This is a genomic window from Pedobacter sp. PF22-3 (genome assembly GCF_026239555.1).
Classification (GTDB): domain Bacteria; phylum Bacteroidota; class Bacteroidia; order Sphingobacteriales; family Sphingobacteriaceae; genus Pedobacter.
Window position 1 is genome coordinate 25858 of record NZ_JAPIVP010000006.1, and the last position, 23980, is coordinate 49837.

At 38.2% G+C, this 23980-nt stretch carries 21 protein-coding genes; 11 read left to right on the forward strand and 10 right to left on the reverse strand.

The window, feature by feature from the left end; translation table 11 throughout:
• Window positions 1-117 precede the first annotated feature (117 nt).
• From OQX63_RS09725 to OQX63_RS09750, 6 genes are all read left to right on the forward strand, one after another.
• Window positions 118-789, forward strand: a complete 672-nt coding sequence (locus OQX63_RS09725; protein ID WP_265850679.1) for a basic secretory protein-like protein — start codon at window positions 118-120, stop codon at window positions 787-789.
• 38 nt (window positions 790-827) lie between these two features.
• Entirely contained in the window at window positions 828-3116 is a 2289-nt protein-coding gene (locus OQX63_RS09730; RefSeq protein WP_265850680.1) for a GH92 family glycosyl hydrolase, read from the forward strand.
• Window positions 3117-3199: 83 nt separating this feature from the next.
• Window positions 3200-4603: a 3-keto-disaccharide hydrolase gene (locus OQX63_RS09735; RefSeq protein ID WP_265850681.1), complete on the forward strand. Its 1404-nt coding sequence runs from the start codon at window positions 3200-3202 to the stop codon at window positions 4601-4603.
• Between the two features lie 11 nt (window positions 4604-4614).
• Complete coding sequence (locus tag OQX63_RS09740) at window positions 4615-6576, forward strand: c-type cytochrome (protein WP_265850682.1); 1962 nt, start codon at window positions 4615-4617, stop codon at window positions 6574-6576.
• A 1093-nt stretch (window positions 6577-7669) separates the two neighbouring features.
• On the forward strand, window positions 7670-8359 hold the full coding sequence (rpiA, locus tag OQX63_RS09745; RefSeq protein ID WP_265850683.1) for a ribose-5-phosphate isomerase RpiA: 690 nt from the start codon (window positions 7670-7672) through the stop codon (window positions 8357-8359).
• A 319-nt stretch (window positions 8360-8678) separates the two neighbouring features.
• Complete coding sequence (locus OQX63_RS09750; protein ID WP_265850684.1) at window positions 8679-9068, forward strand: LiaF transmembrane domain-containing protein; 390 nt, start codon at window positions 8679-8681, stop codon at window positions 9066-9068.
• A gap of 269 nt (window positions 9069-9337) precedes the next feature.
• On the opposite strand, the gene OQX63_RS09755 is transcribed toward OQX63_RS09750, so the two are convergent.
• Window positions 9338-10324 carry a GlxA family transcriptional regulator gene (locus tag OQX63_RS09755; RefSeq protein ID WP_265850685.1) on the reverse strand — a complete coding sequence of 329 codons (987 nt, stop codon included), beginning with the start codon at window positions 10322-10324 and terminating at the stop codon, window positions 9338-9340.
• A 164-nt stretch (window positions 10325-10488) separates the two neighbouring features.
• On the opposite strand from OQX63_RS09755, the gene OQX63_RS09760 reads away from it, so the two are divergent.
• The 4 genes from OQX63_RS09760 (at window position 10489) to OQX63_RS09775 (ending at window position 13881) form a co-directional block, all read left to right on the forward strand.
• Entirely contained in the window at window positions 10489-10902 is a 414-nt protein-coding gene (locus tag OQX63_RS09760) for a VOC family protein (protein WP_265850686.1), read from the forward strand.
• A gap of 2 nt (window positions 10903-10904) precedes the next feature.
• Window positions 10905-11282 (forward strand): DoxX family protein, encoded by a 378-nt coding sequence (locus OQX63_RS09765; RefSeq protein WP_265850687.1) that lies wholly within the window; start codon window positions 10905-10907, stop codon window positions 11280-11282.
• Window positions 11283-11434: 152 nt separating this feature from the next.
• The gene (locus OQX63_RS09770) at window positions 11435-12754 is read left to right on the forward strand and encodes a DUF3887 domain-containing protein (RefSeq protein ID WP_265850688.1); all 1320 of its coding nucleotides are present in this window, start codon (window positions 11435-11437) and stop codon (window positions 12752-12754) included.
• 158 nt (window positions 12755-12912) lie between these two features.
• A complete protein-coding gene (locus OQX63_RS09775; protein ID WP_265850689.1) occupies window positions 12913-13881 on the forward strand; it encodes a YihY/virulence factor BrkB family protein in 969 nt (322 codons plus the stop codon).
• 2 nt (window positions 13882-13883) lie between these two features.
• Here the strand turns inward: OQX63_RS09775 and OQX63_RS09780 are convergent, their stop codons facing one another.
• From OQX63_RS09780 to OQX63_RS09820, 9 genes are all read right to left on the reverse strand, one after another.
• A complete protein-coding gene (locus OQX63_RS09780) occupies window positions 13884-14306 on the reverse strand; it encodes a secondary thiamine-phosphate synthase enzyme YjbQ (protein WP_265850690.1) in 423 nt (140 codons plus the stop codon).
• A 145-nt stretch (window positions 14307-14451) separates the two neighbouring features.
• Entirely contained in the window at window positions 14452-15486 is a 1035-nt protein-coding gene (locus tag OQX63_RS09785; RefSeq protein ID WP_265850691.1) for a DUF2157 domain-containing protein, read from the reverse strand.
• A gap of 95 nt (window positions 15487-15581) precedes the next feature.
• Window positions 15582-17795, reverse strand: coding sequence for a cation:proton antiporter (locus OQX63_RS09790; protein ID WP_265850692.1), 2214 nt, complete (start codon window positions 17793-17795; stop codon window positions 15582-15584).
• 710 nt (window positions 17796-18505) lie between these two features.
• A complete protein-coding gene (locus OQX63_RS09795; RefSeq protein ID WP_265850693.1) occupies window positions 18506-19516 on the reverse strand; it encodes a bifunctional riboflavin kinase/FAD synthetase in 1011 nt (336 codons plus the stop codon).
• A gap of 97 nt (window positions 19517-19613) precedes the next feature.
• Entirely contained in the window at window positions 19614-20474 is an 861-nt protein-coding gene (locus tag OQX63_RS09800) for a YitT family protein (RefSeq protein ID WP_265850694.1), read from the reverse strand.
• Entirely contained in the window at window positions 20471-21202 is a 732-nt protein-coding gene (truB, locus tag OQX63_RS09805; protein WP_265850695.1) for a tRNA pseudouridine(55) synthase TruB, read from the reverse strand. The genes OQX63_RS09800 and truB overlap by 4 nt, the downstream gene beginning before the upstream one ends.
• A 131-nt stretch (window positions 21203-21333) precedes the next feature.
• Window positions 21334-22128 (reverse strand): undecaprenyl-diphosphate phosphatase, encoded by a 795-nt coding sequence (locus OQX63_RS09810; protein WP_265850696.1) that lies wholly within the window; start codon window positions 22126-22128, stop codon window positions 21334-21336.
• A gap of 80 nt (window positions 22129-22208) precedes the next feature.
• Window positions 22209-22436 (reverse strand): DUF3098 domain-containing protein, encoded by a 228-nt coding sequence (locus OQX63_RS09815; RefSeq protein WP_205056188.1) that lies wholly within the window; start codon window positions 22434-22436, stop codon window positions 22209-22211.
• Complete coding sequence (locus OQX63_RS09820; RefSeq protein ID WP_090499014.1) at window positions 22436-23314, reverse strand: cell division protein FtsX; 879 nt, start codon at window positions 23312-23314, stop codon at window positions 22436-22438. The genes OQX63_RS09815 and OQX63_RS09820 overlap by 1 nt, the downstream gene beginning before the upstream one ends.
• A 200-nt stretch (window positions 23315-23514) precedes the next feature.
• Here OQX63_RS09820 and OQX63_RS09825 point away from each other — a divergent pair, with 200 nt between their 5' ends.
• Entirely contained in the window at window positions 23515-23943 is a 429-nt protein-coding gene (locus OQX63_RS09825; protein ID WP_265850697.1) for a hypothetical protein, read from the forward strand.
• Window positions 23944-23980 lie beyond the last annotated feature (37 nt).

Genomic DNA, 23980 nt, shown 5'->3' on the forward strand with positions numbered 1-23980 from the left:
TTGTAAAAATAACCATCACTAACGTAAAATTTTTGATCATTTACTAAAACGTTTTACATAAAATATTTAATTTGCAGAATCAAATAGGCTAACCAAAATAAATAATTTCCCATATCAATGAAAAAAATATCTATTCTTTCAATTTTCTTAATGCTTGTTTCTGCGTTTTCAATCCATTTAAAAGCACAGGAAGTAACTAAGAAGAGTGGTTATACCTTATCCTTCGAGAGCAATTTTAAGGAATTAGATCCTCAATTGAAGAAACGGTTAATTAAAACTTTTTTCGAAGTTTATCCAAAACTGGCCAAAGAATATAATCCAGCCACCATAAAAGAAGTAAAATTTTTTGTGGATACCGCTTACAAAGGTGTTGCGGCAACTGCCGATGGAAAAGTAACCTTTAGTTCGATGTGGATGGTACAACATCCCGAAGATATTGATGTGGTAACCCACGAGGTGATGCATATTGTACAGGATTATGGGCGGAGCGTGGGGCCAGGATGGTTAACAGAAGGTATTGCAGATTATGCGCGTTACAAATTCGGTGTAGACAATGCCGGCGCCAAATGGTCGCTGCCTGCTTTAAAGCCAGAACACAGTTATAAAAACAGCTACCGCATTACTGCTGCATTTTTTGCGTGGATCGAAAAAAGTGTAAAGCCAGGTACCATTAAAGCCGTTGATGCTGCTTTAAGAGACCATACCTATACCAAAGATATCTGGGAAAAATTAACCGGTAAAGATTTGGATGCACTTTGGGCAGATTATGTTAAAAATTCTGAAGTTTAAATAATAAATACAAGCATATAAAAACACAAACACAACAAATGAAAAGATTATTTATCGCCTTATTGAGTTTCGCGGCTTCAACCAGTTTCGCGCAAACAATAGGCAAAATTACTGATCCGGTAGATTGGATAAACCCTTTAATGGGAACCGCATCCAAACCAGATCTATCTAATGGAAATACTTACCCGGCGATTGGATTGCCTTGGGGCATGAATATGTGGACACCACAAACCGGTAAAAACGGTGATGGATGGGCATATGTTTATGATGCCGACAAAATCCGTGGCTTTAAACAAACGCACCAGCCTTCGCCCTGGATGAATGATTACGGTGCTTTTTCTATAATGCCAGTTACTGGTAAATTACGATTCACAGATGATGACCGCGCCAGTTGGTTCAGCCACAAAGCTGAAGTTGCCAAGCCATATTATTACAGTGTTTATTTGGCCGATGCTGATGTAACTACCGAAATCACGCCCACAGAACGTGCTGCCCAGTTTAGGTTCACTTTTCCTAAAACAGATAGTGCCTATGTGGTGGTAGATGCACAGAACAAAGGCTCTTATATTAAAATCATTCCGGCTGAAAGAAAGATTATTGGCTATACCACTAAATATGCCCGCGGTCCACTGCCTAAAAATTTCAAAAATTACTTTGTAATCTATTTCAATAAAGATTTTAAGTTAGCTAAAACCTGGGATGATAAAAAACTTAATGAAAAGGATTTAGAACTAACGGTAGACCATGCCGGTGCAGTAATCGGCTTCGCTACACAAAAAGGCGAGCAGGTAATTGCAAAAGTGGCTTCTTCATTCATCAGCTTTGAACAGGCCGATTTAAACTTAAAAAAAGAATTGGCTAACGATGGTTTCGATGCAACAAAAGCAAAAGGCAGGGCAATCTGGAACAAAACCTTAAGCAAGATTGCAGTTGAAGGTGGTACGATTGATCAAACCCGTACATTTTATTCTGCCATGTACCGCACCTTGTTCTTCCCGAATAAATTGTATGAAATCGATGCACAAAACCAGATCGTACACTGGAGTCCATACAACGGACAGGTTTTACCAGGTTATATGTTCGCTGGTACAGGTTTCTGGGATACGTTCAGGGCATTATACCCTTTCCTAAACCTGGTTTATCCTTCTATTAATAAAGAGATGCAACAAGGCTTAATTAACGATTATAAAGAAGGTGGTTGGTTACCAGAGTGGAGCAGCCCGGGATATGCCAATATTATGGTGGGTAACAACTCTGCTTCGGTAGTTTCTGATGCTTATATTAAAGGTATGCGTGGTTACGACATTGAAACCTTATGGCAGGCGGTAAAACATGGCGCAAACAACGAAGGTCCGATGGAAGCTGTTGGCCGCGACGGAGTTAAATATTACAATGAATTGGGTTATGTACCTTTTGATGTGAAAAAGAATGAAAATGCAGCTAAAACATTAGAGTATGCCTATGATGATTTTACCATTTACCAATTGGGAAAAGCTTTAGGTAAATCAGCATCGGAGATTGATATCTATAAGAAAAGAGCCATGAACTACAAGAATCTTTTCGATCCGGCTTCAGGTTTAATGCGTGGTAAAAACCAGGATGGAACTTTCCAAAGCCCATTCAGTCCGTTTAAATGGGGAGGTGCATTTACCGAAGGCAATAGCTGGCACTATACCTGGTCGGTTTTTCAGGATATTGATGGTTTAGCCAAACTAATGGGCGGTCATAATCAATTTGTAACCAAATTAGATTCTGTGTTCTCTATGCCTCCGGTATTTGATGAGAGCGCTTACGGTGGGGTAATCCACGAAATCCGCGAAATGCAGATTGCAAACATGGGCCAGTACGCACATGGTAACCAACCGATTCAACACATGATTTACCTGTATAACTATGGAGGTGCTCCCTATAAGACACAGTATTGGGTAAGAGAAACCATGAACAGGATGTACAAAGCTACTCCGGATGGATATTGTGGTGACGAAGATAACGGGCAAACTTCTGCCTGGTATGTTTTCTCGGCAATGGGTTTCTACCCGGTAACACCAGCGGTTGATCAGTATGTTTTAGGTGCTCCTTTGTTTAAAAAGGTGACCATTACTTTAGAAAATGGTAAAACTGTGGTGATTAATGCAGCAGCCAATAGCGATAACAACCGTTATGTTCAGTCGTTACAGATGGATGGTAAGCCATATTCTAAAAACTGGATCAGCCACAGTGGTTTACAAAAAGGTGCAGTGTTAAACTTTAATATGACAGCAACGCCGAATAAAACCAGAGGTTCAAATCCAGCCGATTTCCCTTATTCGTTATCAACAGAAAAATAGATAAAATTATCCATCGGGTAGAGCAATTATCCGGTGGATTTTAAACCAAATTTAGCTTTAGGCTAAAACTAATAATCAAATATATGAACATCTCAAAGACGGGTTTTACAGCCATTTGCTGGCTTTGCGGAACCCTGTTGGCATTTGGCCAGCGTATTGATCTCAAAGATCTTTCAGCTTTTAAAAATCCTTCAAATTCATGGTCGCTGGCACAAAATGTTATGGCCGACCTTAACGCCGAAAATGTTTTAAAAACAGTTAAAGGTGAAGGGATTTTGGTTAACCACTCTACGGCAAAAAAAGCCGGGTCCGATCTATACACCATCAACGAGTATGGTGATATAGCCTTAGAATTAGATTATCTAACGGCAAAAGGAACAAATTCAGGAATTTATCTTCAAGGTAATTATGAAATCCAGATTGACGATGCATGGGGGTTGAAAAATGCGACTTCATCTAATAATGGCGGTATTTATCAACGCTGGGATGATAGCAAACCCGAAGCCGAGAAAGGATTTGGTGGTGTAGCGCCGCGTCAGAACGCAAGCAAGGCGCCAGGTTTATGGCAACACATCAAAATTATCTTCCAGGCACCAAAGTTTGATGCAGCTGGCAAAAAAACACAAAATGCCAAAATCATCAGTGCAGAACTAAATGGGGTGCTGATTCATGAAAATGTTGAATTATTTGGTGCAACCAGGGGCGCTGCAGGTGCTGAGAAAGCAAAAGGACCTTTACGTTTGCAAGGCGATCATGGTTCGGTAGCGTTCAGAAATATCCAGATCACTGAGTTATCTGAAATTCCAAAACCAAACCAGAACGGTGGTGCAGATCCAATATATATTGAAGCTGCAAGTAACAATATGATCAGAAGTTTTGTAGATGTAGCACCACGAGTACGTTCCGTACACGCTATTTCGGTAGGCGGTCCAGAAAAAGTTGCCTACAGCTACGATTTGGATAAAGGTACCTTATTACAGGGCTGGCATGGTGATTTTATTGATGCTACACCCATGTGGGATGGCCGCGGAAACGGAACCTCACGCGCTTTGGGCAGTGTTACGCGTTTTACCAAACAACCTGTTTTGGCGATTTCAAAGTTGGCAAACGACCAGGCCAATTGGGTTGCCGATACAGCTGGTACCGGTTTCAGAACGAAGGGTTATGTAATGGATAAACAAGACCGTCCGGAATTTAAATACATCATTAACGGAACAAATGTTACCGATGCGGTTAAAGTGATGGATAATGGACAGGGTTTAAGCAGAGAGATTACTGTTGATAAACCCTCAAAAGATCTTTATTTCTTGTTAGCTGCTGCTTCAAACATTGAAGAAGCCGGAAAAGGTTTGTATTTAATTGACGATAAAGCATATTACATACAGCTTGGCGAAGGTACTGCAAAGCCGGTTATTAGAAATGTGGATGGCAAATGGGAAATCATTGCAGCCATTGGAAGTAAGTTGAATTATACCATTTTGTTTTAGTCGTAATCATAATGAGAAATACATTTAAAAAATTAGCAATACTGGCACTAAGTTTTAGCTTTACTACAGTTTTTGCTCAGGAAACACCGAAAGAAGAAGATTTTTTCAAAATAAATAAAGTACGCGTACCCGAAGGCCCGATTTTAGAAGTGGGTGGTCTGGTTACCCTGCCAAATGGCGATTTAGGCGTTTCAACCCGTAGGGGAGAGGTTTACATCGTAGAAAATCCAACAAGTGCAAAACCTTACTGGCGCAGATTTGCCTATGGGCTGCACGAAATTTTGGGTATTGCCTATAAAAATGGTGCAATCTATGTAGCGCAGCGTGGCGAATTAACCAAATTGGTAGATAAAGACCAGGATGGTAAAGCCGATGTGTACGAAACCGTTTATGCCTGGCCTTTAAGCGGGCACTACCACGAATATAGTTTCGGTCCGAAAATAATGCCAGATGGTACCTTTATGGTTACCGCAAATGTGGCCTTTGGCGACGAAGAATGGTGGCGCGCCGAAAGCCGTGTACCTATGCGCGGTTGGGCCATGAATATAACCGAAGATGGTAAAATGAGCCCGTATGCTGCGGGTTTCCGTTCGCCAGCCGGTATTGGCAGTATTGATGGTCAGTTTTATTATACTGAAAACCAGGGCGACTGGGTAGGATCTGGTGGTTTGTGGAAAGTAAACAAAGGCGACTTTATGGGGCACCCGGCTAGTTTAAGGTGGACTAACCTGCCTAACTCTCCGGTTAAGCTGCAGTCAGATTTCTTTTATTCTCAAATAGACGAGCGTAGAACGAAGAATGAACAGGGAAGATACATTAAACCAGAAAATAGGGTAAACGAAACGTTTAAGACTTTATTCGACATGAAAAAAGTATTTCCTGAACTGCGTTTGCCATCGGTTTGGTTGCCTTATGGTATATTGGGTATTTCTTCTGCAGAACCTGTTAAAATTCCTGCCAATACATTTGGGCCATTTGCTGGACAGATTTTGGTTGGCGATCAGGGAATGAGTATTATCTCGAGAATTTTTATGGAGACGGTAAAAGGTGAAGAACAAGGTGCCGCTTTCCTTTTCCGTAAAGGTTTCCGTTCAGGAGTGTTAAGATTAGAATGGGGAACGGATGGTTCACTATTTGTTGGAGAAACAAACCGTGGTTGGGGATCGGCTGGTGATGCTAATGAAGGTTTAGAAAGACTGGTTTATAACAATAAAACCCCTTTCGAAATGAAAGCCGTTAGGGCAATGCCAGATGGTTTTGAAGTGGAATTTACGATGCCTGTTGATCGTAAATCGGCTGAAGACTTAGCTTCTTATGATGCAGAAAGTTTTATTTACAAATATCACCCGGTGTATGGTTCACCTCCTGTAAACACAGAGAAGTTAAAAATTTCTGGGGTTAAAGTTTCACCTGATGGTTTAAAAGCCAGGATTGTGGTTAAAAACCTTCGCCAATATTATATCCATACGTTAACATTAGATGGTTTAAGATCGCAAGATGGTTTTTATTCTTTGGTTCATCCGGTGGCTTATTATACCTTGAATCAAATTCCTGATGGAAATAAACTTTCTGCCAGCGAAGTGAGTACTAAAAACTCAGCAACACCAGTAAATACTCCTGCCAGGAAAACTGCTGTACCAAAGGCAACAACAGGAAAAGCACCAGAAGCCAAAGGAGCGTCTACCCCAGCTAAGCCTGTGGCTACTGCTAAAGCACCTACTTTTAAAGAGGTTGAGGGTTTGTTAACTAAAAATACTTGTCTGGCCTGCCATAACCAAACCAAAAGACAGATTGGCCCGCCATTCGCAGAAATTGCAAAACGTAAATATTCACCAGAGAAAATATTTCAGTTGATCCACAATCCGCAACCACAAAACTGGCCGGGTTATTCAACAGAAATGCCGCCAATGCCACAAGTAACCAAAGCAGAAGCTTTAAAAATTGCAGCCTGGATAAACTCTTTAAATAAATAAGTTGGTTGTTAGGAAAAACGGTTGGTAGAAATGCCAGCCGTTTTTTTATGGCAAAAATTGAGTAGAAATCTATACTGCCAGTCGTCACCCTGGATTTATTTCAGGGTCTTTAAAATGGAACGATCCTTCGACTCGGCTATCATTTGACAGGGGTCCGAGAAAGGGCGTCATTGCGAGGAGGAACGACGAAGCAATCTTTCACGCGAACAATTCTTGCTAGAAAGATTGCTTCGTCGGCTGAAAAAGCCTTCTCGCAATGACGAATTCTTAGGGAATCCTTACGTCCGCTATCATAGGTAGAATTTTACTAGAGCGGTCGTCATCTCCACCGGAGCAACGCGGAGTGGAGAGATCTTTTAAACCGAGTCACTGAAATCTGGTTAAAGATTTCTCCACTGCGGTCGAAAGCACGATACTTCCAGGTATTCAAATTTCTTGGTACATCTTTCACTCACATTGATTTTTATACCATAAATTATTCTTCAGGATGACATGACGCATAGATGTGTAAAAAAGAAATGGGGATTCCACTATTGCAGAATCCCCATCATCTAAATTAACGCTCTCATATACATTAACGCTGTAAAACCGATTTATTGTATTTGGTGCAATTTTTTTTGATTTGATTGTAAGTGGGCATTGGGTTATTAAAAAAATCAGTCGAACCATAGCCATCGGATTTATCACAGGGAATATTAACTAAAAAAAATCCTTACGTCCGCTATCATAGGTAGAATTTTACTAAAGCGGTCGTCATCTCGACCGGAGCAACGCGGAGTGGAGAGATCTTTTAAACTGAGTTACTGAAATCTGGTTAAAGATTTCTCCACTGCGGTCGAGAGACGATACTTCTAGGTATTCAAATTTCTTGGTACATCTGTCACGCACATTAATTTTTATACCATAAATTATTCTTCAGGATGACGTTACCATAGGTGCGTAAAAAAGAAACGGGGATTCCACCCTTAGGCAGTATCCCCGTCATCTAAATTAACGCTCTCATATACATAAACGCTATTAAAACGATTTATTGCATCAGGTGCAAAATTTTTTTCATTTTTGGATGTTTATCAATTAAACCTATTTTTACTTTATGGCTACTACAGATAAAACCCAACAAGATGCAGAGAAATTGGCAGCTGCCCAGGCTGCTGTAAAATTTGTTAAAGATGGCGATGTAGTTGGCTTAGGCACGGGTTCTACCACAACATTTGCTATTATTGAATTGGGGAAACTTGTAAAAAACGGACTTCAAATAAAAGCAGCTGCAAGTTCCATTCGAACGGAAGAACTCGCGAAATCGCTAGGCATTAAAATTCTTGAGCTTGGTCGCTTAAGCCAAATTGATATCAGTATTGATGGGGCTGATGAATTTACAGAATCGCTTGATCTGATTAAAGGCGGGGGCGGAGCATTGTTTAGAGAGAAAATAATTGCTTCATTGAGTAAAAATGCAATCATTATTACCGACGCTTCAAAAAAAGTTAAAAAATTAGGCGCTTTTACTGTTCCTGTTGAAGTAGTTCCATTAGCTTATCAATATGTATTCGATCAAATTAACAAACTTGGTGGAAAGGGTATATTAAGAACTGTAGATAACCAAACATTTATTACCGACAATGGGAACGTGATTATAGACGCTGATTTTGGCCTTATTGACGATCCTGCAAAATTAGCTTCTGATCTAAATCAGATTAACGGCTTACTGGCGCATGGCTTATTCATTAATATCACTTCAAAAGTAATCATGAGTGATGGGGCGGATATTATCATTTTTGAATAGCTATTAGTTCACTGGTTAATTAATCATTGGTTCATTTCCCCTTATTGCGCCAAAAGAAATTTTTTTAATGATCTTAATTTCTCAATGGCGATCTAATTTTTAGTAAAGGAGTTAAGGAAATTAAGTTTTAATTCCGCGTTCTCAGTGTTTCCGTGGCAAAACTGATAATTTCACCGATTATTTTTCCCTTCTCTCAAATTCTCCAAAAATTTTTACCGACAGTTTTATTTCACTCACCGATAAAACATCATAACTAAGGGAAAAACCATTCTCCAGCATTGCTATTCGTGATACATTTGATTCATAAAACAAAACGGTCATGGAAAATTTAATCAAAAAAAATCACGCAGATAAACAAGTTGGTCTAGGCATTTTAATCATTGCCATCGGTTCGGTATTCTTATTAAGAAACTCGGGCATAGATGTTCCACATTGGATCTTGAGATGGCACACCATTATGTTGGGTATTGGTTTGTGGATGGGTTACCGTAAAGACTTTAAAGGAAGCGGTTGGTTAGCATTAACTATTATTGGAGGCTTATTTACTTTTAAAGCGATAAACATATTTGATTTTGATCTGTTTAGGATTAGTATACCAATGGTATTGATCGGTTTAGGTTTATATGTAATCTTAAAACCTAAAAAAGTTCAAAACTTCGATCAGTATTTTGAGAAAAAACCAGTTGATTTTACTGATCAAGAAAGCTAAAATTCTTAACTCTATCATATATCTTAAAAAGGGACATTTTTTAACAATGTCCCTTTTTTATGCTTAATAGCAGAGGGTATTGGGCATGGAGCTCTGAATGCGTTTAATTGCTGCCCCATTCGCTCTGCGCTTAGCTAAAAAGAAACGGGGATTCCACCCTTAGGCAGTATCCCCGTCATCTAAATTAACGCTCTCACATACATAAACGCTGTAAATAGAATATATTGTGTGTAGCTTTATTTTTTTTTGATTTTTTTTAAGAAATGAGGTCAAACCTGTAAAACAGGCACCGCTTTATGATATTTATTGCGGTATTCAATAGGCGTTAAACCCGTTATTTTTTTAAAAACATCCCTGAATGATTTGGTATCGGTATAACCTACATCAAACATTACCTCGGTTATATTTTTTCTGCTCGATTCGAAACTTCGCTTTGCAGCCTCAATTTTAACCCTTTGAATGTACTCAATCACCGTATTTTTAGTCGCACTTTTAAATCTCCGCTCGAAACTCCTTCTGCCCAACGCCAGCATATCAGCCAGTTGGTCTACTGTAATCCGTTCCTGGTAATTTCCATCAATAAATTCCTGGGCCTTTTTAATTTTTGCATCCTCATGTCCTTTTTGTCCCTGGAACATCATAAAAGCCAGCTGACTTTCACGATCGATATCAATAGCGAAATATTTAGCGGCTAAAATGGCGGTATCCCGATCCGTATGTTTCTCTACCAGGTATAAAAGTAGGTTCCAGTACGAATTTGCACCACCGCTCGAATATAAACCCTGGGCATCGGTAATAATACTGCCATCTACCAGTTCTACTTTGGGGAACATTTCTCTAAATTGGTTGGCAAACAGCCAATGCGTAGAACATTTTCTTCCATCTAATAAACCCGTTGCAGCGAGTAAAAATGCACCCATACAGAGGGAGGCCACTTCTGCACCTTTTGCATGCTGTTTTATAATCCAGGGCAACAGATCCTGATTTGCCTCCATGGCATATCCTACATTACCACTTATTGCCGGAACAAAAATCAGATCGGTATGTTCCACTTCATGCAATAATTTATCGGCATGTACCGAAAAAAGACTATTATTCAGCTTTACCTCTTTTGTCATGGCTACCAGCTCCACTTTAAAAAGCGGCAATTTACCCGATGCCTGTAAAAATTCGTTAACAGCGGTAAATAAATAACGTGGATCTGCAATGGCTTCGATTACCGCAGTCTCTGGAATTAAGATAGATACATGTTTCATATCTCAAATATAATAAGGCTGATTGTCGTAAACAACCCCCGCAATTGTCGTTTCTACGTGTTCCGCTTACTGTGACCACCCTTTATGTTTGTATGGTTAAGGGCTGATGCCGAAATGTATGAAGGAGAACTGATTGCTTAATGGCATCAAATAAATAGGAACAAATGGCTAGCATAAATTCATATATCACCTTTAATGGTAATTGCCAGGAAGCAATGACTTTTTACCAGGATTGCCTGGGTGGAGAACTAACACTCGAAACTATTGGAGAATCGGCTTTTGCAGAAAAAATGCCTAATATCATACGAAAGCGTGTGGTGCATGCCGTTTTAGCTAAAGATGAAATGGTAATTATGGGTACTGATATGGTTGAAGAAAGGGGACTTGTAAAAGGAAACTCCGTGTCAATGATGCTCAACTGCAATTCCGAAGAAGAGGCAAAAGCTTTTTACCATAAACTTTCAGTCGGTGGCAGAGCCTCACACCCTTTACAGGAAACCTTTTGGGGCGCACTTTTCGGCGATTTAACAGACCGTTTTGGGAATAATTGGTTAATTAATTACGACAAAAATAAGTAAATATGAAAAAGCTAACGACCTGGTATTGGATTGTAACCATTATTTTCGCTTTAATGATGATTATGGACGGCTTTGGTGGAGTAACACAGCAGGAAGCAGGTAAAGAAGTACTTAAACACCTCGGATATCCGATGTATATGCTCATTATTGTAGGCATTTCAAAATTGCTTGGGGCAGTATCAATTTTACAGAATAAATATACAGCCATTAAAGAATGGGCTTATGCAGGTTTTGCCATCAATTTTATTGGCGCTTTTGCTTCAAGAGCATTTGTTGGCGATGGAATATCGTTGCTGATCCCACCACTTGTTGCTTTGATAATGATGTTTATTCCGTATATTCTATGGAAAAAACTTAGAGCAAATGTTAAAAATAGTTAAAACTAAATGATTAGTTTAATTAAAGGCTTTTCAGAACCAAATATTGTTAACTTTGGGTATTGCAAACAACCAAACAAAACAAAAACGATCATGATTCCAGATTTAATGTGGAATCATAATGGTTTAATTACTCTAAAAACAATATTATACGAATGAAAAAGAGCCTTTTATTCATAATCGCTTTATTATTTGCCACTTCAGCATTTTCTCAAAATGTGATCCAGCTTTTCAATGGCGCAAACGACTTTTTTAAACTTTTACAGGAAGAGAAATTTAAAGATGCCCACGCTTTCTTTGACGATACTTTAAAAACGAAACTGACGGAAGACAACTTACAGAAACTTTGGGGTGACATTGGAACCAAATATGGAAAGGCAGAATCATTGGATGCCGTTCAAAGTAAAGCCCAGGGCGAGTTTTTTGCTGTAACGGTTGAAGGTAAATTTGCTAACGGAGATCAGAACTTTATTTTAGGTTTTAATAAACAACAAAAAATTGTCGGAATCTTTCTGGCACCCTCCAGAAAAACTTCCTCTTATTTAAAACCAAGTTATGTAGATACAGGTTTATACCAGGAAAAGTCAGTATATATTGGTCCGGCAGGAAAACAATTGGCGGCCATTATTACCACGCCAAAAAATGTCAAAAATTTCCCTATCGTGGTTTTTGTGCATGGTTCCGGACCTGCTGATATGGATGAAACTATTGGTGCGAATAAGCCTTTTAAAGATCTTGCTGGCGGTTTAGCTTCTAAGGGAATTGCTTCAGTTCGATACGTAAAACGAACTTTAATCTATCCTAACGAATTTAATAAAGCTTTCACTGTAAAAGAAGAGGTGCTGGATGATGCAGCTGCAGCTATAACTCTTGCAAAAACAGTTGTTGGAGCCAATCCAAAAGCTGTTTATGTATTCGGTCATAGTTTAGGTGGAATGTTGGCCCCTAAAATAGCAGCCATAACACCTGATTTGGCGGGGATTATTTTGGCGGCAACACCTGCAAGAAAATTAACGGATATTATTGTTGATCAGAATAAGTATATGTTCGATCAGGCTAATGATACAACCGCTGCTTTTAAGAAACAATTGGCAGATGCTGCTGTGGAAATTGATAAAAGCAGAATTTCACAGTTGGGAACAACCATAAAGCCTGATTCTGTAATTTTAGGATTGCCAGCAAAATATTGGGCAGATTTAAATAGCTACAACCAGGTTGCTGTAGCTAAAAGCCTTTCTAAGCCTAAAATCTACGTATTGCAAGGTGGTAATGACTTTCAGGTAGGTAAAGTAGATTTTGATTTATGGAATGATGCTTTGGGCAAAAAGAAAAATGTGGTGCTTAAATTTTATCCGGATTTAAACCACCTGTTGAGTTCCCAAACCGAAAAGGGTACTATGGCTCAATATCAGGCTGCTGTAAGCGTATCAGAAACTTTGGTTAACGATCTCGCATTATGGATTAAGGCCAAATAGTCTAAATCAGCTAATAAAAAAGAATAAAGCTCCGATTAAAGTCAGGAGCTTTTTTTGTGCATTTAATTTCTTTTCATTCCTACTTTGTTTATAATTCACAAACAATTCAAAAAAGAAGTGGTTTAAGTTTAGAGTATCTCAACTAAAATAGTTTGTTTATGGAAAAGCGGAAAATCACTTTAAAAGGAATATGGGGCATTTTGAAAGCATCGTTTACTGGGTTTAACAATCATAAGGTAACGAAACTTAGTGGCTCATTAGCCTATTATACTGTGTTTTCTATGGCGCCATTACTTGTGGTAATTATCTCTTTGTGCGGCATATTTTTAGGAAGAGAAATAGCCGAAGGACAGGTTTATGCCCAACTTGAAGGATTTTTAGGCAGGGAATCGGCCGTTTCCTTACAACAGTTGATCAAAAATGCCTATTTGGATGGAAAAAGCACTATTGCTTTAATCATTGGTATCATCACCCTGTTAATTGGTGCAACTACCGTTTTTGGCGATATTCAGGATTCTATCAACACCATTTGGGGAGTAAAGCCCAAACCTAAAAGAGGGTGGGTGAAAATGTTGCAGAATCGTTTTTTGTCTTTTTCGGTAATTATTAGCCTGGGTTTCGTGCTATTGGTTTCATTGGCCGTTACTTCGGTATTAGATGCTTTTAGCGGCCGCCTGCAGGCTAGGTTTGCCGAAGTATCTGTTGTTGTATTTTACATCTTCAACCAAATTATAACCCTGGCTGTTATATCATTGATATTTGGTGTAATATTTAAGGTATTGCCTGATGCAATTATCAAATGGCGTGATGTAATGGCAGGTGCAATAGTTACTGCTATATTATTTATGATCGGTAAATTTGCCATCTCCATTTATATTGGGCAAAGCAATGTGGGTGGCACTTATGGTGCAACAGGTTCGTTAGTGGTTGTGCTTTTATGGACTTACTATTCTTCTATCATTTTATATTTTGGTGCCGAATTTACTAAAGCTTATGCTGTTGCCTTTGGATCGGAGATTTATCCTTCACATTATGCGGTAACAACCAAAGAAATTGAAATAGAAACCGAAGGTAAATCTATACAGGATAATCACCCTGAAATTAAAGAAGAAGTGAAAAAAGCATAAATTTATGTTCCCCAGGCAGTAATAATTAACCTTCGTTGTCCACCATGATTGCGATGTTCGCAAAGGTAAATGCCCTGCCAGGTACCCAGCGCTAATCTGCCATTTCTGATTGGGATAGTTACAGCACTCCCTAAAAGTGCAGATTTTAAATGTGCAGGCATATCGTCCGATCCCTCATAGTCGTGCTCATAATCGGGATCGTTTTCCTTTACCGTTTTATTAAAGAACATTTCAAAATCTACCCTTACTGTAGGATCTGCATTCTCGTTAATCGTTAGTGAAGCCGAGGTATGCTGTATAAAAACCTGGCAAATTCCAATGTTAATCTCGTCAATTTGGGGCAAGGCATCCTCAACCTCGTCGGTAATGATATGGAAACCTCTTCTTCTTTCTCTGAGGGCTAATGCTTGCTGGTATATTTTCATCTGAATTAATTCATTTTAAATTTTTGAAACTGATCTGAATTTTAAGATTTTCAAATTCGTCAGACAGTGTCTGACTTTTTCAATTCGTAGATCTCTCCACTACGGTCGAGATGACGATTAGTGTATTTTAATTAATCTCAGGATATTACTTCAAAAACTCCACATTCCATATTTTCTCTGCTTTTCTGCCTATCAACCAAAAAGAAGCTGCTAGCACAGAGAAGAATAAGGCTTTATGCCAACTGTCCCAGAAATACTCGAAATAGCGTGTGTAAAGGTTGATGAAGAGAAAGGTAATACCGAATTCCCTTGCAATATCATCGTGGTATTTTAAGCCGAGTAAAGTACTTGCAACACAGATTACTGCGGAAATTAATGCCCAATAAAATAAACTTAACTGCCTCACGGTATACCATTCTTCTAAGCTGGCGAAATTGCCGAACACCGATAAAGCCCAAAGTGATACAAACAAGTAAACCATCCCTGCGATATAGGTGACCTGAAAGAAATTTTGCGTTTTAGGAAAAGCTTTCATAATAAAAGATGCTGCGGTTAATGCTGCTCCGAAAACCACGAAACGTAAAGGGTAATTCATGCCAAGGAAATAATAATTCCATCGGCTTAAATAACCTGTTTCTGTGCCAAACCAGGCACCTAAAGATAGCAAGGCAAAAATCCAGATTAAACGTGAATTGAAGATATAACCTAAAGCACCATAAATGAAAACAGATATTAAAATCAGGATAGAGAAATTACCAGATCCATTATCCAGTACCTTTCCGAAATAAGCAATGGCATTTGCCGTGAGTAAAATGGCAGAAAACACAATGGCCTCATTGCTAAACTTTAAATGCGCCAGCTTCTTCTTCCGCCTAAACCCCAGGATATAAAGCCATCCCGCCAATCCACCAGAAACAATAGCGATAACGATATTTGGTGTATTGTAAACCCTTTTTAAATAGTTTAAAATCGAATTATCAATAAGGAGTGATCCAAGAGCAATAAAACCACAAGCTAAGGCTACCCAAAAAGCATATTGTGCTAAACGGAGCCAATCAAAATTTTTGGCTTCATAACTTTTACGGAGTTTATCGCCTGTTTCATCATTAATTAAGCCATCGCTTTGCCATTGCTCAATCATGTCATCTAGAAACTCACTCTTTTCTCTGTCAACTTTCATAGGTTAGGTTATACACGAAGATATGCTTTTTAGTCCTTAGTCAAAAGTCCTCAGTCAATAGACTCCCGGCTTCGGACTAATGACTCCTGACTAATCTATATAACCTCCTTGATCTTCTTATTGTTCCCAACAATCCAAATTACATCGCCATTGTCGAACACAAAGTCGGATGAAGGATTCAATATTCTATCAGCACCACGTTCAATACCAACAATTAAAGCCTGTGCTTTTTCGCGGATACCGGCATTTCTGATGCTCTGGCCATAAACGGGCGATTCGGTATGAACCACAACTTTTTGCAAGGTCATTTCTTTATTCGGAAAATTATTTTCTTCGGCTGTTTCCGGAGCATCAACTTCTAAAAGTGCCTTAACAGCGGCCAATTGATCATCAGCACCAATCAACAACAGTTTATCATTAGGATAAAGCCGCTCATCTCTGCCTGGTGTTGGGATATTGTTTCTTCCCCTCTCAATTAAGGCAATATTTACCCCATATTTTTCCCTGATCATTAATTCGGTAAGCGTTTTTCCGACCACCTCTGATTCTGGTGAAACAGTAAGTTCTGTTAAATGGGTATCCCAAGGTAGAATATCAGGTTTTTGATGCTCACGGGCATTCAGATTCAACATGAAACGTCTTTCCAGTTTATCGTAAAAAGACTGCAATTTCCTGGAGAAGATAACCATGCCTAAAATGATTAACCCTAAGGCAATTACGGCAGCAATCCAGGTATCAAAAAATTCATACATTAGAAACCCTACAAAGAAGATCCCTAAGGCTATTCTGAAAAATTCAATGGCAATTAACGGGCCACGGGTATATTTTTTATTCAGCCAAAGGTGAGAATAGGCTGTTCGTTGAATCCTTCGGATAGATAATGCCCATAAAAATGGCGACATTAAAATGAACGAAACCACTACACTGATGATAATAGAAGTTAAATTATTTGAAAGATTGCTTACAATAAAAGGCTGAAGGTATCGGTAAGCAAGAAATATGATTGCTATAATGATGACCGAGTGGATTATTGTATTAAAAATATAAGACCTTAATAACACTTTCCAATCGCTTAAAGTGGTAATCCCTTCAGTACTCGAACTGTACCTTTCGATTCCGTCTAACCATTTTTTGGGTAAAGCACGGTTTAAGTATTGATAAAAAGGTTCTGATAGTTTAATGAGATAAGGTGTGGTAAAAGTTGTGATAGCTGCTGCTGCCACGGCAATAGGATAGAGAAAATCGCTGGTTACTTTAAGGGTTAGGCCTAATGAGGCAATGATAAATGAAAACTCACCAATTTGTGCCAAACTCATGCCCGATTGTACCGAAGTTTTTAGTGGCTGCCCAGACAATAATGCACCTAAAATGGTAAAAATGATTTTTCCGAAGATGATAACCACCGAAGCGACTAAAATAGGAACGGCGTATTTAACAAGCATAGCAGGATCAATCAGCATACCAACCGAAACAAAGAAGACCGCGGCAAATAAGTCTTTAACAGATTTTGTTAAGTGTTCTATTCTTTCGGCCTGTGTAGTTTCGGCTAAAATAGAGCCCATAATAAATGCACCCAGCGCAGGAGAGAAACCAACTTTATCTGCTAATAATACCATCACCAAACACAAACCTAACGATACCACCAGCATGGTTTCATCATTCATTAATTTTTTGGTTGCTTTAAGAAATGAAGGGATCAAAAATATTCCGCCCAAAAACCAAAGCACTAAAAAGAATGCTAGTTTTAAGATAGAATACAGCATTTCTGTACCTGCCGATTGCTGACTTACCGCTAATGTAGAAAATAGCACCAATAATAAGATCGCCACCAGATCTTCAACAATTAAAACTCCGAAAACCAGACCAGCAAACTTTTTATGCTTTAACCCGAGTTCTTCGAAGGCTTTTATGGTAATCATGGTTGAGGATATGGATAAGATCCCACCTAAAAACAAACTGTCCATATCTTTCCAGCCCATGCCTTTACCAACTAAGTAACCTGCCAGAATGATAAAAAGGACTTTTACAATTGCGGTGATGGAAGCGGATCCGCCAACTTTCACCAGTTTTTTGAAACTGAATTCTAAACCAAGGCTGAATAGCAGGAAAATTACACCAATTTCGCCCCAAATATTAATACTCTTGGTGTCGGTAACTGAGGGGAAAAAATCTAAATGTGAGCCAACCAAAAGGCCAGCCAATATGTAGCCCAAAACCAAGGGCTGTTTTATTTTTTTAAAGATAAGTGTGGTTATTCCTGCTGCGGCAAGAATTAATCCTAAGTCGGCTATTAAATCGGGTAAATGCATCTATATAAAAGGTAATGGTGTTTAAATAATTTATTTCCAGGCATAATTGGTGCCTGGCATTTTATTGAAAACCCACATTGAAGTGGTTAAAAATGAAATTACTTACCAAAAAACATGTTTTGGATAGAGCATCTTAAACAGGCACCAATAATTATACTTTAATCTTTTGATTACAACTTTTGTATTGATGGTTTTGTTCTTGAAAAAAAGGAATAGCCAAAAAGTGATCAGAACAAAAGCACTGGAAGATATTTTTACAACAGAACTGTTAATAAAATCTTTTTGCAGGCTTTCATTATCCTGATTGAACCCAAGATTATGGTTGATGTTTTTTTTACACGAAAAGAAACTGATTTTAGTGTTTTTTAATGCGGCATCATTTCTTTGTTTTTGCGATGCGAAGACCGCAAAATTAATGGAGATAGAGAGAAAGAAAATGATGTAAAAAAGCCTCATTGCCGCTAATATAACGAAAATAAGGCTTTTTTGAAAGAGAAATCTGATTTAAACAGACTTAAATACCCTTTTGACTTAGATATTAAAATTGAGTTTATAAAATCACTCTAGTCTCTATTTACCGTCATTTCGAGCGGAGTGCAACGAAATCGAGAACCACGAAGTGCTCAGCGAAGCTAAATCTGTTTAGATAGATCTCTCCATTCCACTGCATTTCAGTCGAGATGACGATCGTGTTGGATAAGCTAAAATATTTACCTGTTAAAATAATCGAGCGTCGCTTCTTTATCTTTTTGCAATTGAACGGTCAGCGCTTCTAATCCGGTAAATTTTACATCGTGACGTAAGAATTTCAAGAAATTCATCTTGATGTCCTGTCCATAAATTTCCTGGTTAAAATCAAAAATATTAACTTCAATATTTCGTGTCATCCCATTAATGGTTGGTCGCTGCCCGATATAAGCCATACCTTGATAAGTTTGGTGTTTGGCGTTTAGCGTTTGGCGTTGATCCACCGCTAAGCCCTCAACGCCTAGCGCTGAACCACTCTCCACTCTAAACTCCGAACTCATTTCAACTGTTACCGCATAAATGCCATCGCCTGGAATCAGTTTGTAAATTTCTTCTACAAAGATATTGGCCGTTGGGAAACCAATCGTTCTGCCTATTTTATCGCCTTTAATTACCTTTCCAAAAATAGAGAAAGGGTAGCCGAGGTAATCGTTAGCCAGCCCAACATCACCGGCTAAAAGTGCCTGTCGGATCTTGGTTGAACTTACCGCCACATCATGAATATCCTGTTCCATAATTTCTTCAACGGTAAAACCGAAATGTGTGCCGGCAGCCTTTAAGATGCTTAAATTGCCGGAGCGGTCTTTGCCAAAACGGTGATCGTATCCGATAATGATGTGCCTGGTGCCTATATTATCGACCAAGGTATTTTTAATATAATCTTCCGGTAGCTGATTGGAGAAATCGCGGGTAAAAGGGGTAATAATCAGATGATCTACGCCTAAACCCTTTAAAATTTCTGCTTTTTCATTAATCGTGTTAATCATTTTCAGATCCTGGTTTTCAGGATCGATAATCATTCTCGGATGCGGGAAAAATGTTAGTATAACACTTTCTCCGTTATCTGTCTTTGCCTTTTGCACCAGTTGTTTGATGATTTTTTGATGTCCGAAATGCACACCATCAAAAGTGCCAATGGTAACAATGGCATTATCTAATTTTTTAAAATCCGAAAGGTTATTGTATATCTTCAATGGTAAAATCTATTTTATTGATCTGGGTTTTGCATGAGGGATATGGCTTCCATCCCGACCCTTTGCATAGCTTAGGGGCATACCCAAATTTCTGTTATTAATGTAAAGCATGGCGTTTAACCACCCCGCCTTTTAAATCGGCAATTTGTTGTTGGATTACAAAGGCATCCGGATCAATCTGCCTGATGGCTGTTTGTAATTTGCTCATCTCTAGTTTGGTCACAACGGTAAAAATAATATCGATATCATTTTTTTCTCCGTAGCCTCCTTCGCCTTTATAAATGGTTACACCACGTTTCATTTCGTTAATGATGAACGCTTTGATGTCTTCCTGATGGTCTGAAATTACCGTTACGCCCGTATACTGTTCCAGCCCATTTACAATGAAATCGATAGTGCTCGATGCTGATAAATAGGTTAGAATGGCATAAAGCGCAGTTTCGATGTTTAAGAAATAAGCTGCGAAAGCAAAAATAATGATATTTAAAATCAGGATGATATTGCCGACGGTTAAAATGCTGTTTTTACTGATGTAAAGCGCTAACACCTCTGTGCCATCAATTACACAGCCACCGCGCATGGCCAACCCTATTCCGCCACCTAAAAACAAACCGCCAAAAAATGCAATCAGCAACTTATCGTGTGTAATGGGCTGAAACGGAAGGATGATTAACGCCAGTGAGAGTGCAGCAATGGCAATAGCAGTTTTAAAGGCAAAACCCTTACCAATTTGCCTGTAACCTAAAATCACAAACGGAATATTGATGATGGCAATAAGGTACGATAAATTCCATCCTGTTAAAGTGCTTACCAAGAGGGAAATACCGGTAACGCCACCATCAATGAAATGGCTTGGCATTAAAAAGCTTTTTAAGCCAAAACATGCCGAGGTTACACCTGCAATAATTAAAAGGATTTCTTTTATAAACCTGGTGTGCCTGTTTTTAATATGGTTCATACTTGTGCTTCAGTTTTAGCTTCTTCTTTCTTGCTACGAATATAATTAACAAGTTCTAATACCTCAAATGCATCTTTAAGCAAAAAGCTTCCGCTTCGGGTGCGGGTAAGTTTAGAAAGATGAGCACCGTTGTTTAGCGTTTTACCAAAATCGGATATTAATGAACGGATGTAAGTGCCTTTGCTACAAACAATCCGGAAATCGATTTCTGGCAGTTCGATCCGTGTAATTTCAAATTCCGGAACGCTTACAAAACGTTTACGTAATTCAACTTCTTCACCTAATCTTGCTTTTACATATAAACGTTCGCCATTTACCTTCACTGCTGAATGTGCAGGCGGATATTGTTCTATATCGCCAATAAATGGTTTGCAGGCCGCATAAATTTCTTCTTCGGTAATGTTATTGATATCGAATGTTTCATCAACCTCGGTCTCCATATCGAATGATGGGGTAGTAGCTCCTAAAATCATGGTGCCGGTATATTCTTTCTCCTCAGCCTGGAAAGTGTCGATCTGTTTAGTCAGTTTGCCTGTACAAATAATCAACAGACCAGTAGCAAGAGGGTCTAAAGTGCCCGCATGGCCTACCTTTAGTTTTAGCGGTTTTAAAGAATTACGAATTTTGCCAACCACGTCAAATGAAGTCCATTTGTATGGTTTGTTGATTAAAAGCAATTCGCCTTCAGCAAAGTTGAAATCTTTGAATTTTGAATTTTCGGTACTCACAAATCTTTTTTGCGCAAAGATACGGATTCGATGTGGTTTACTTCATTTTTTTAACCAAAGATAAAAGGGATGTTCACAGATCGTCGTCTTCCGATTTTGGCTGTAGAGCTGTGGTTAAACTTTTTTCCAGGTTATATGATCTGTAAATTGTGTCCACTTAGCAAGAGGATGATGATGATTAAGCCTGCGGCAATCCTGTACCATCCAAAAACTTTGAAACCATGTTTATTCAGGTACCCGATAAAACTTTTTATCGCCAAAAGCGCAACAATAAATGCAACAACATTTCCAATAATTAACATATTGGTTTGATCGTGGGTAATGGTGTGCCCTTCTTTGTAAAAATCGTAGAGTTTTTTTGCCGTTGCAGCAAACATAGTTGGCACTGCCAGGAAAAATGAAAATTCTGCCGCTGCTTTTCTGCTTAATTTCTGACTCATACCACCCACAATGGTTGCTCCTGAACGCGATACACCTGGCAACATGGCAATACACTGGAAGAAACCTATTTTCAGCGCTGTTAAATAGGTTATTTTCACTTCTTCATCAATGGTTGGTTTATTAAACCATTTGTCTACAAATAATAAGATAATACCGCCAACCAATAACGAAATTCCAACGGCCATAGGGCTTTCTAATAACTCGTCGATTTTTTTACTCAATAACAAGCCAAATACCGCTGCGGGAATAAAGGCCACGAGCAATTTAATATAGAAGTTGATGGATTTAAAGAATCTTTTAAAATACAGTACAACGACTGAAAGTATTGCGCCCAGTTGAATTACAATAGTGAAAAGTTTTACAAATGGTTCTGATGCAATGCCCATAAGCGATGATGCAATGATCATGTGGCCAGTGCTCGATACAGGTAAAAATTCAGTTAATCCTTCAACAATTGCAAGGACAATGGCTTCAAAAGCGTTCATATTTTTAGGAAAGAAAGGAAATAAAGAAAACGCTCAATCAATTAATTAAGCGTTTTGATATTAGCCCCGATAGGATAAATTTATTTTTTTAAAATGGCATAAATACCAAAAGCAAAACCTGCCAATACCACCAATGGCGCCAATAAAGTTCTTCTGAAATCATAAATATTACCAGTGGTGCCCATCATCAGGATAAAACCAACTGCTACAATTGCAATGCTGATTAACAATAACTGATAGTTTTTTTTGGTGAAAACCAATTCGCTTTTAACGTCCTTTACAACCGGACCTGTTTTTTTTTCTGCCATTATCTATAAAGATGATAAGATTTTAAACGTAAATATCTGCTTACTGCGAACCATGTACTAATGCCTGTTATAAAAATACCAACAATTAAAAGGCCTATAAATACAAAACCAAATTCCTGATAGTTATTTAAAATAATAATTTCAGGCACCTCTTTGCGGGCATAAATTAATGTGGCCAATAAAATAATTATGGCTATAAATGCAGCAATTAAGCCATGCAAAGCAGCGTACAGTAAGAAAGGACGTCGGATAAAATTTTTCGTTGCACCAACCAGCTGCATACTCTTAATTAAAAAGCGCTGTGAGTAAATTGCTAACCTTATGGTGTTGTTAATCAGTGCAATAGAAATAATTAACAATAGTGCTGCAAAGGCTAAGATAATTAAACCAATGGTGTTGATGTTTTTGTTTACCATATCAATTAAAGAACTTTGGTAAACCACTTCTTTAACTACAGGATTTTTAGAAATACTTGTTTTTAAGGCATCTATGCTTTTATTGTTTGCATATTCTGCTTTTAAATATACATCGAAGGTAGAAGTTAGTGGGTTGTAACCTAAGAAATTAACAAAATCCTCACCTAAATCCTGGGTTAAATTTCTGGCTGCAAGTTCCTTATTTACATATTGGGTCTGCTTTACTGCCGGGTTGGCATTTAGCTCTTTTTGGAAAGCTAAAACATCGGCTTCTTTTGCACCTTCATCAACAATAATGTTTAAAACAATGTTTTCTTTAACGTAGTTAGATAGGTTTTTGGCATGTACAAGTACTAAACCAAGTAACCCCAGCATTAATAAAACCAATGCAATACTGATGATAGTAGAGATATAAACGGTTTTGGTTTTCTTAGATGCATCACTTACTTCGAATTCTTCCATGTATTTCATTTTTGTTTCTGCGAAAATATAAATTATACCTGATAAACACCAATTAATGATTGCTAAATGAATACTAACGTATGCGATTGGCTTTTAGTTTGAAGGTTAAATTTTCCCGAAAATCTGATTCTTTTTCTAAAGGCGGTACGAAATTTGATAAAACCGCGTTAATTATGGATATCCTAAAACTAAATTTAAATATGAAAAGACAACTTACCATTCTGAGCCTATTCTTACTTATCGCTTCAACTTTTATATCATGCAAAAAAGATAGTACTTCTTTAAAAGCACAAATGTTAGGTAAATGGACATTAAATAAAATTGTAACTTCTGGCTACACCGCTGAAGAAACATTAAAAGATCCAAAAAAGATAAACGGCACAGTAAACTATGGTACCACAAGTGATTATATTGACTTTAAGCCAAATGATGATGATCAGGTAGAGTTGAGTTTATCAGGAAACAGAACCATCGGAACTTATGTGATCATATATTCTGATCAGTTTAGCATGGATATTAACGATGGGTTGAATTATTGTAAAATAAACAGTATTACTGCAAACAAATTAGAGTTTACAGCTAAAATTGATAAAACAAACGTAACTAAAGTATATTCTTTATCAAGATAAGATCTTAATTCCCGATTATTTGCTGCGCCATTGGTTT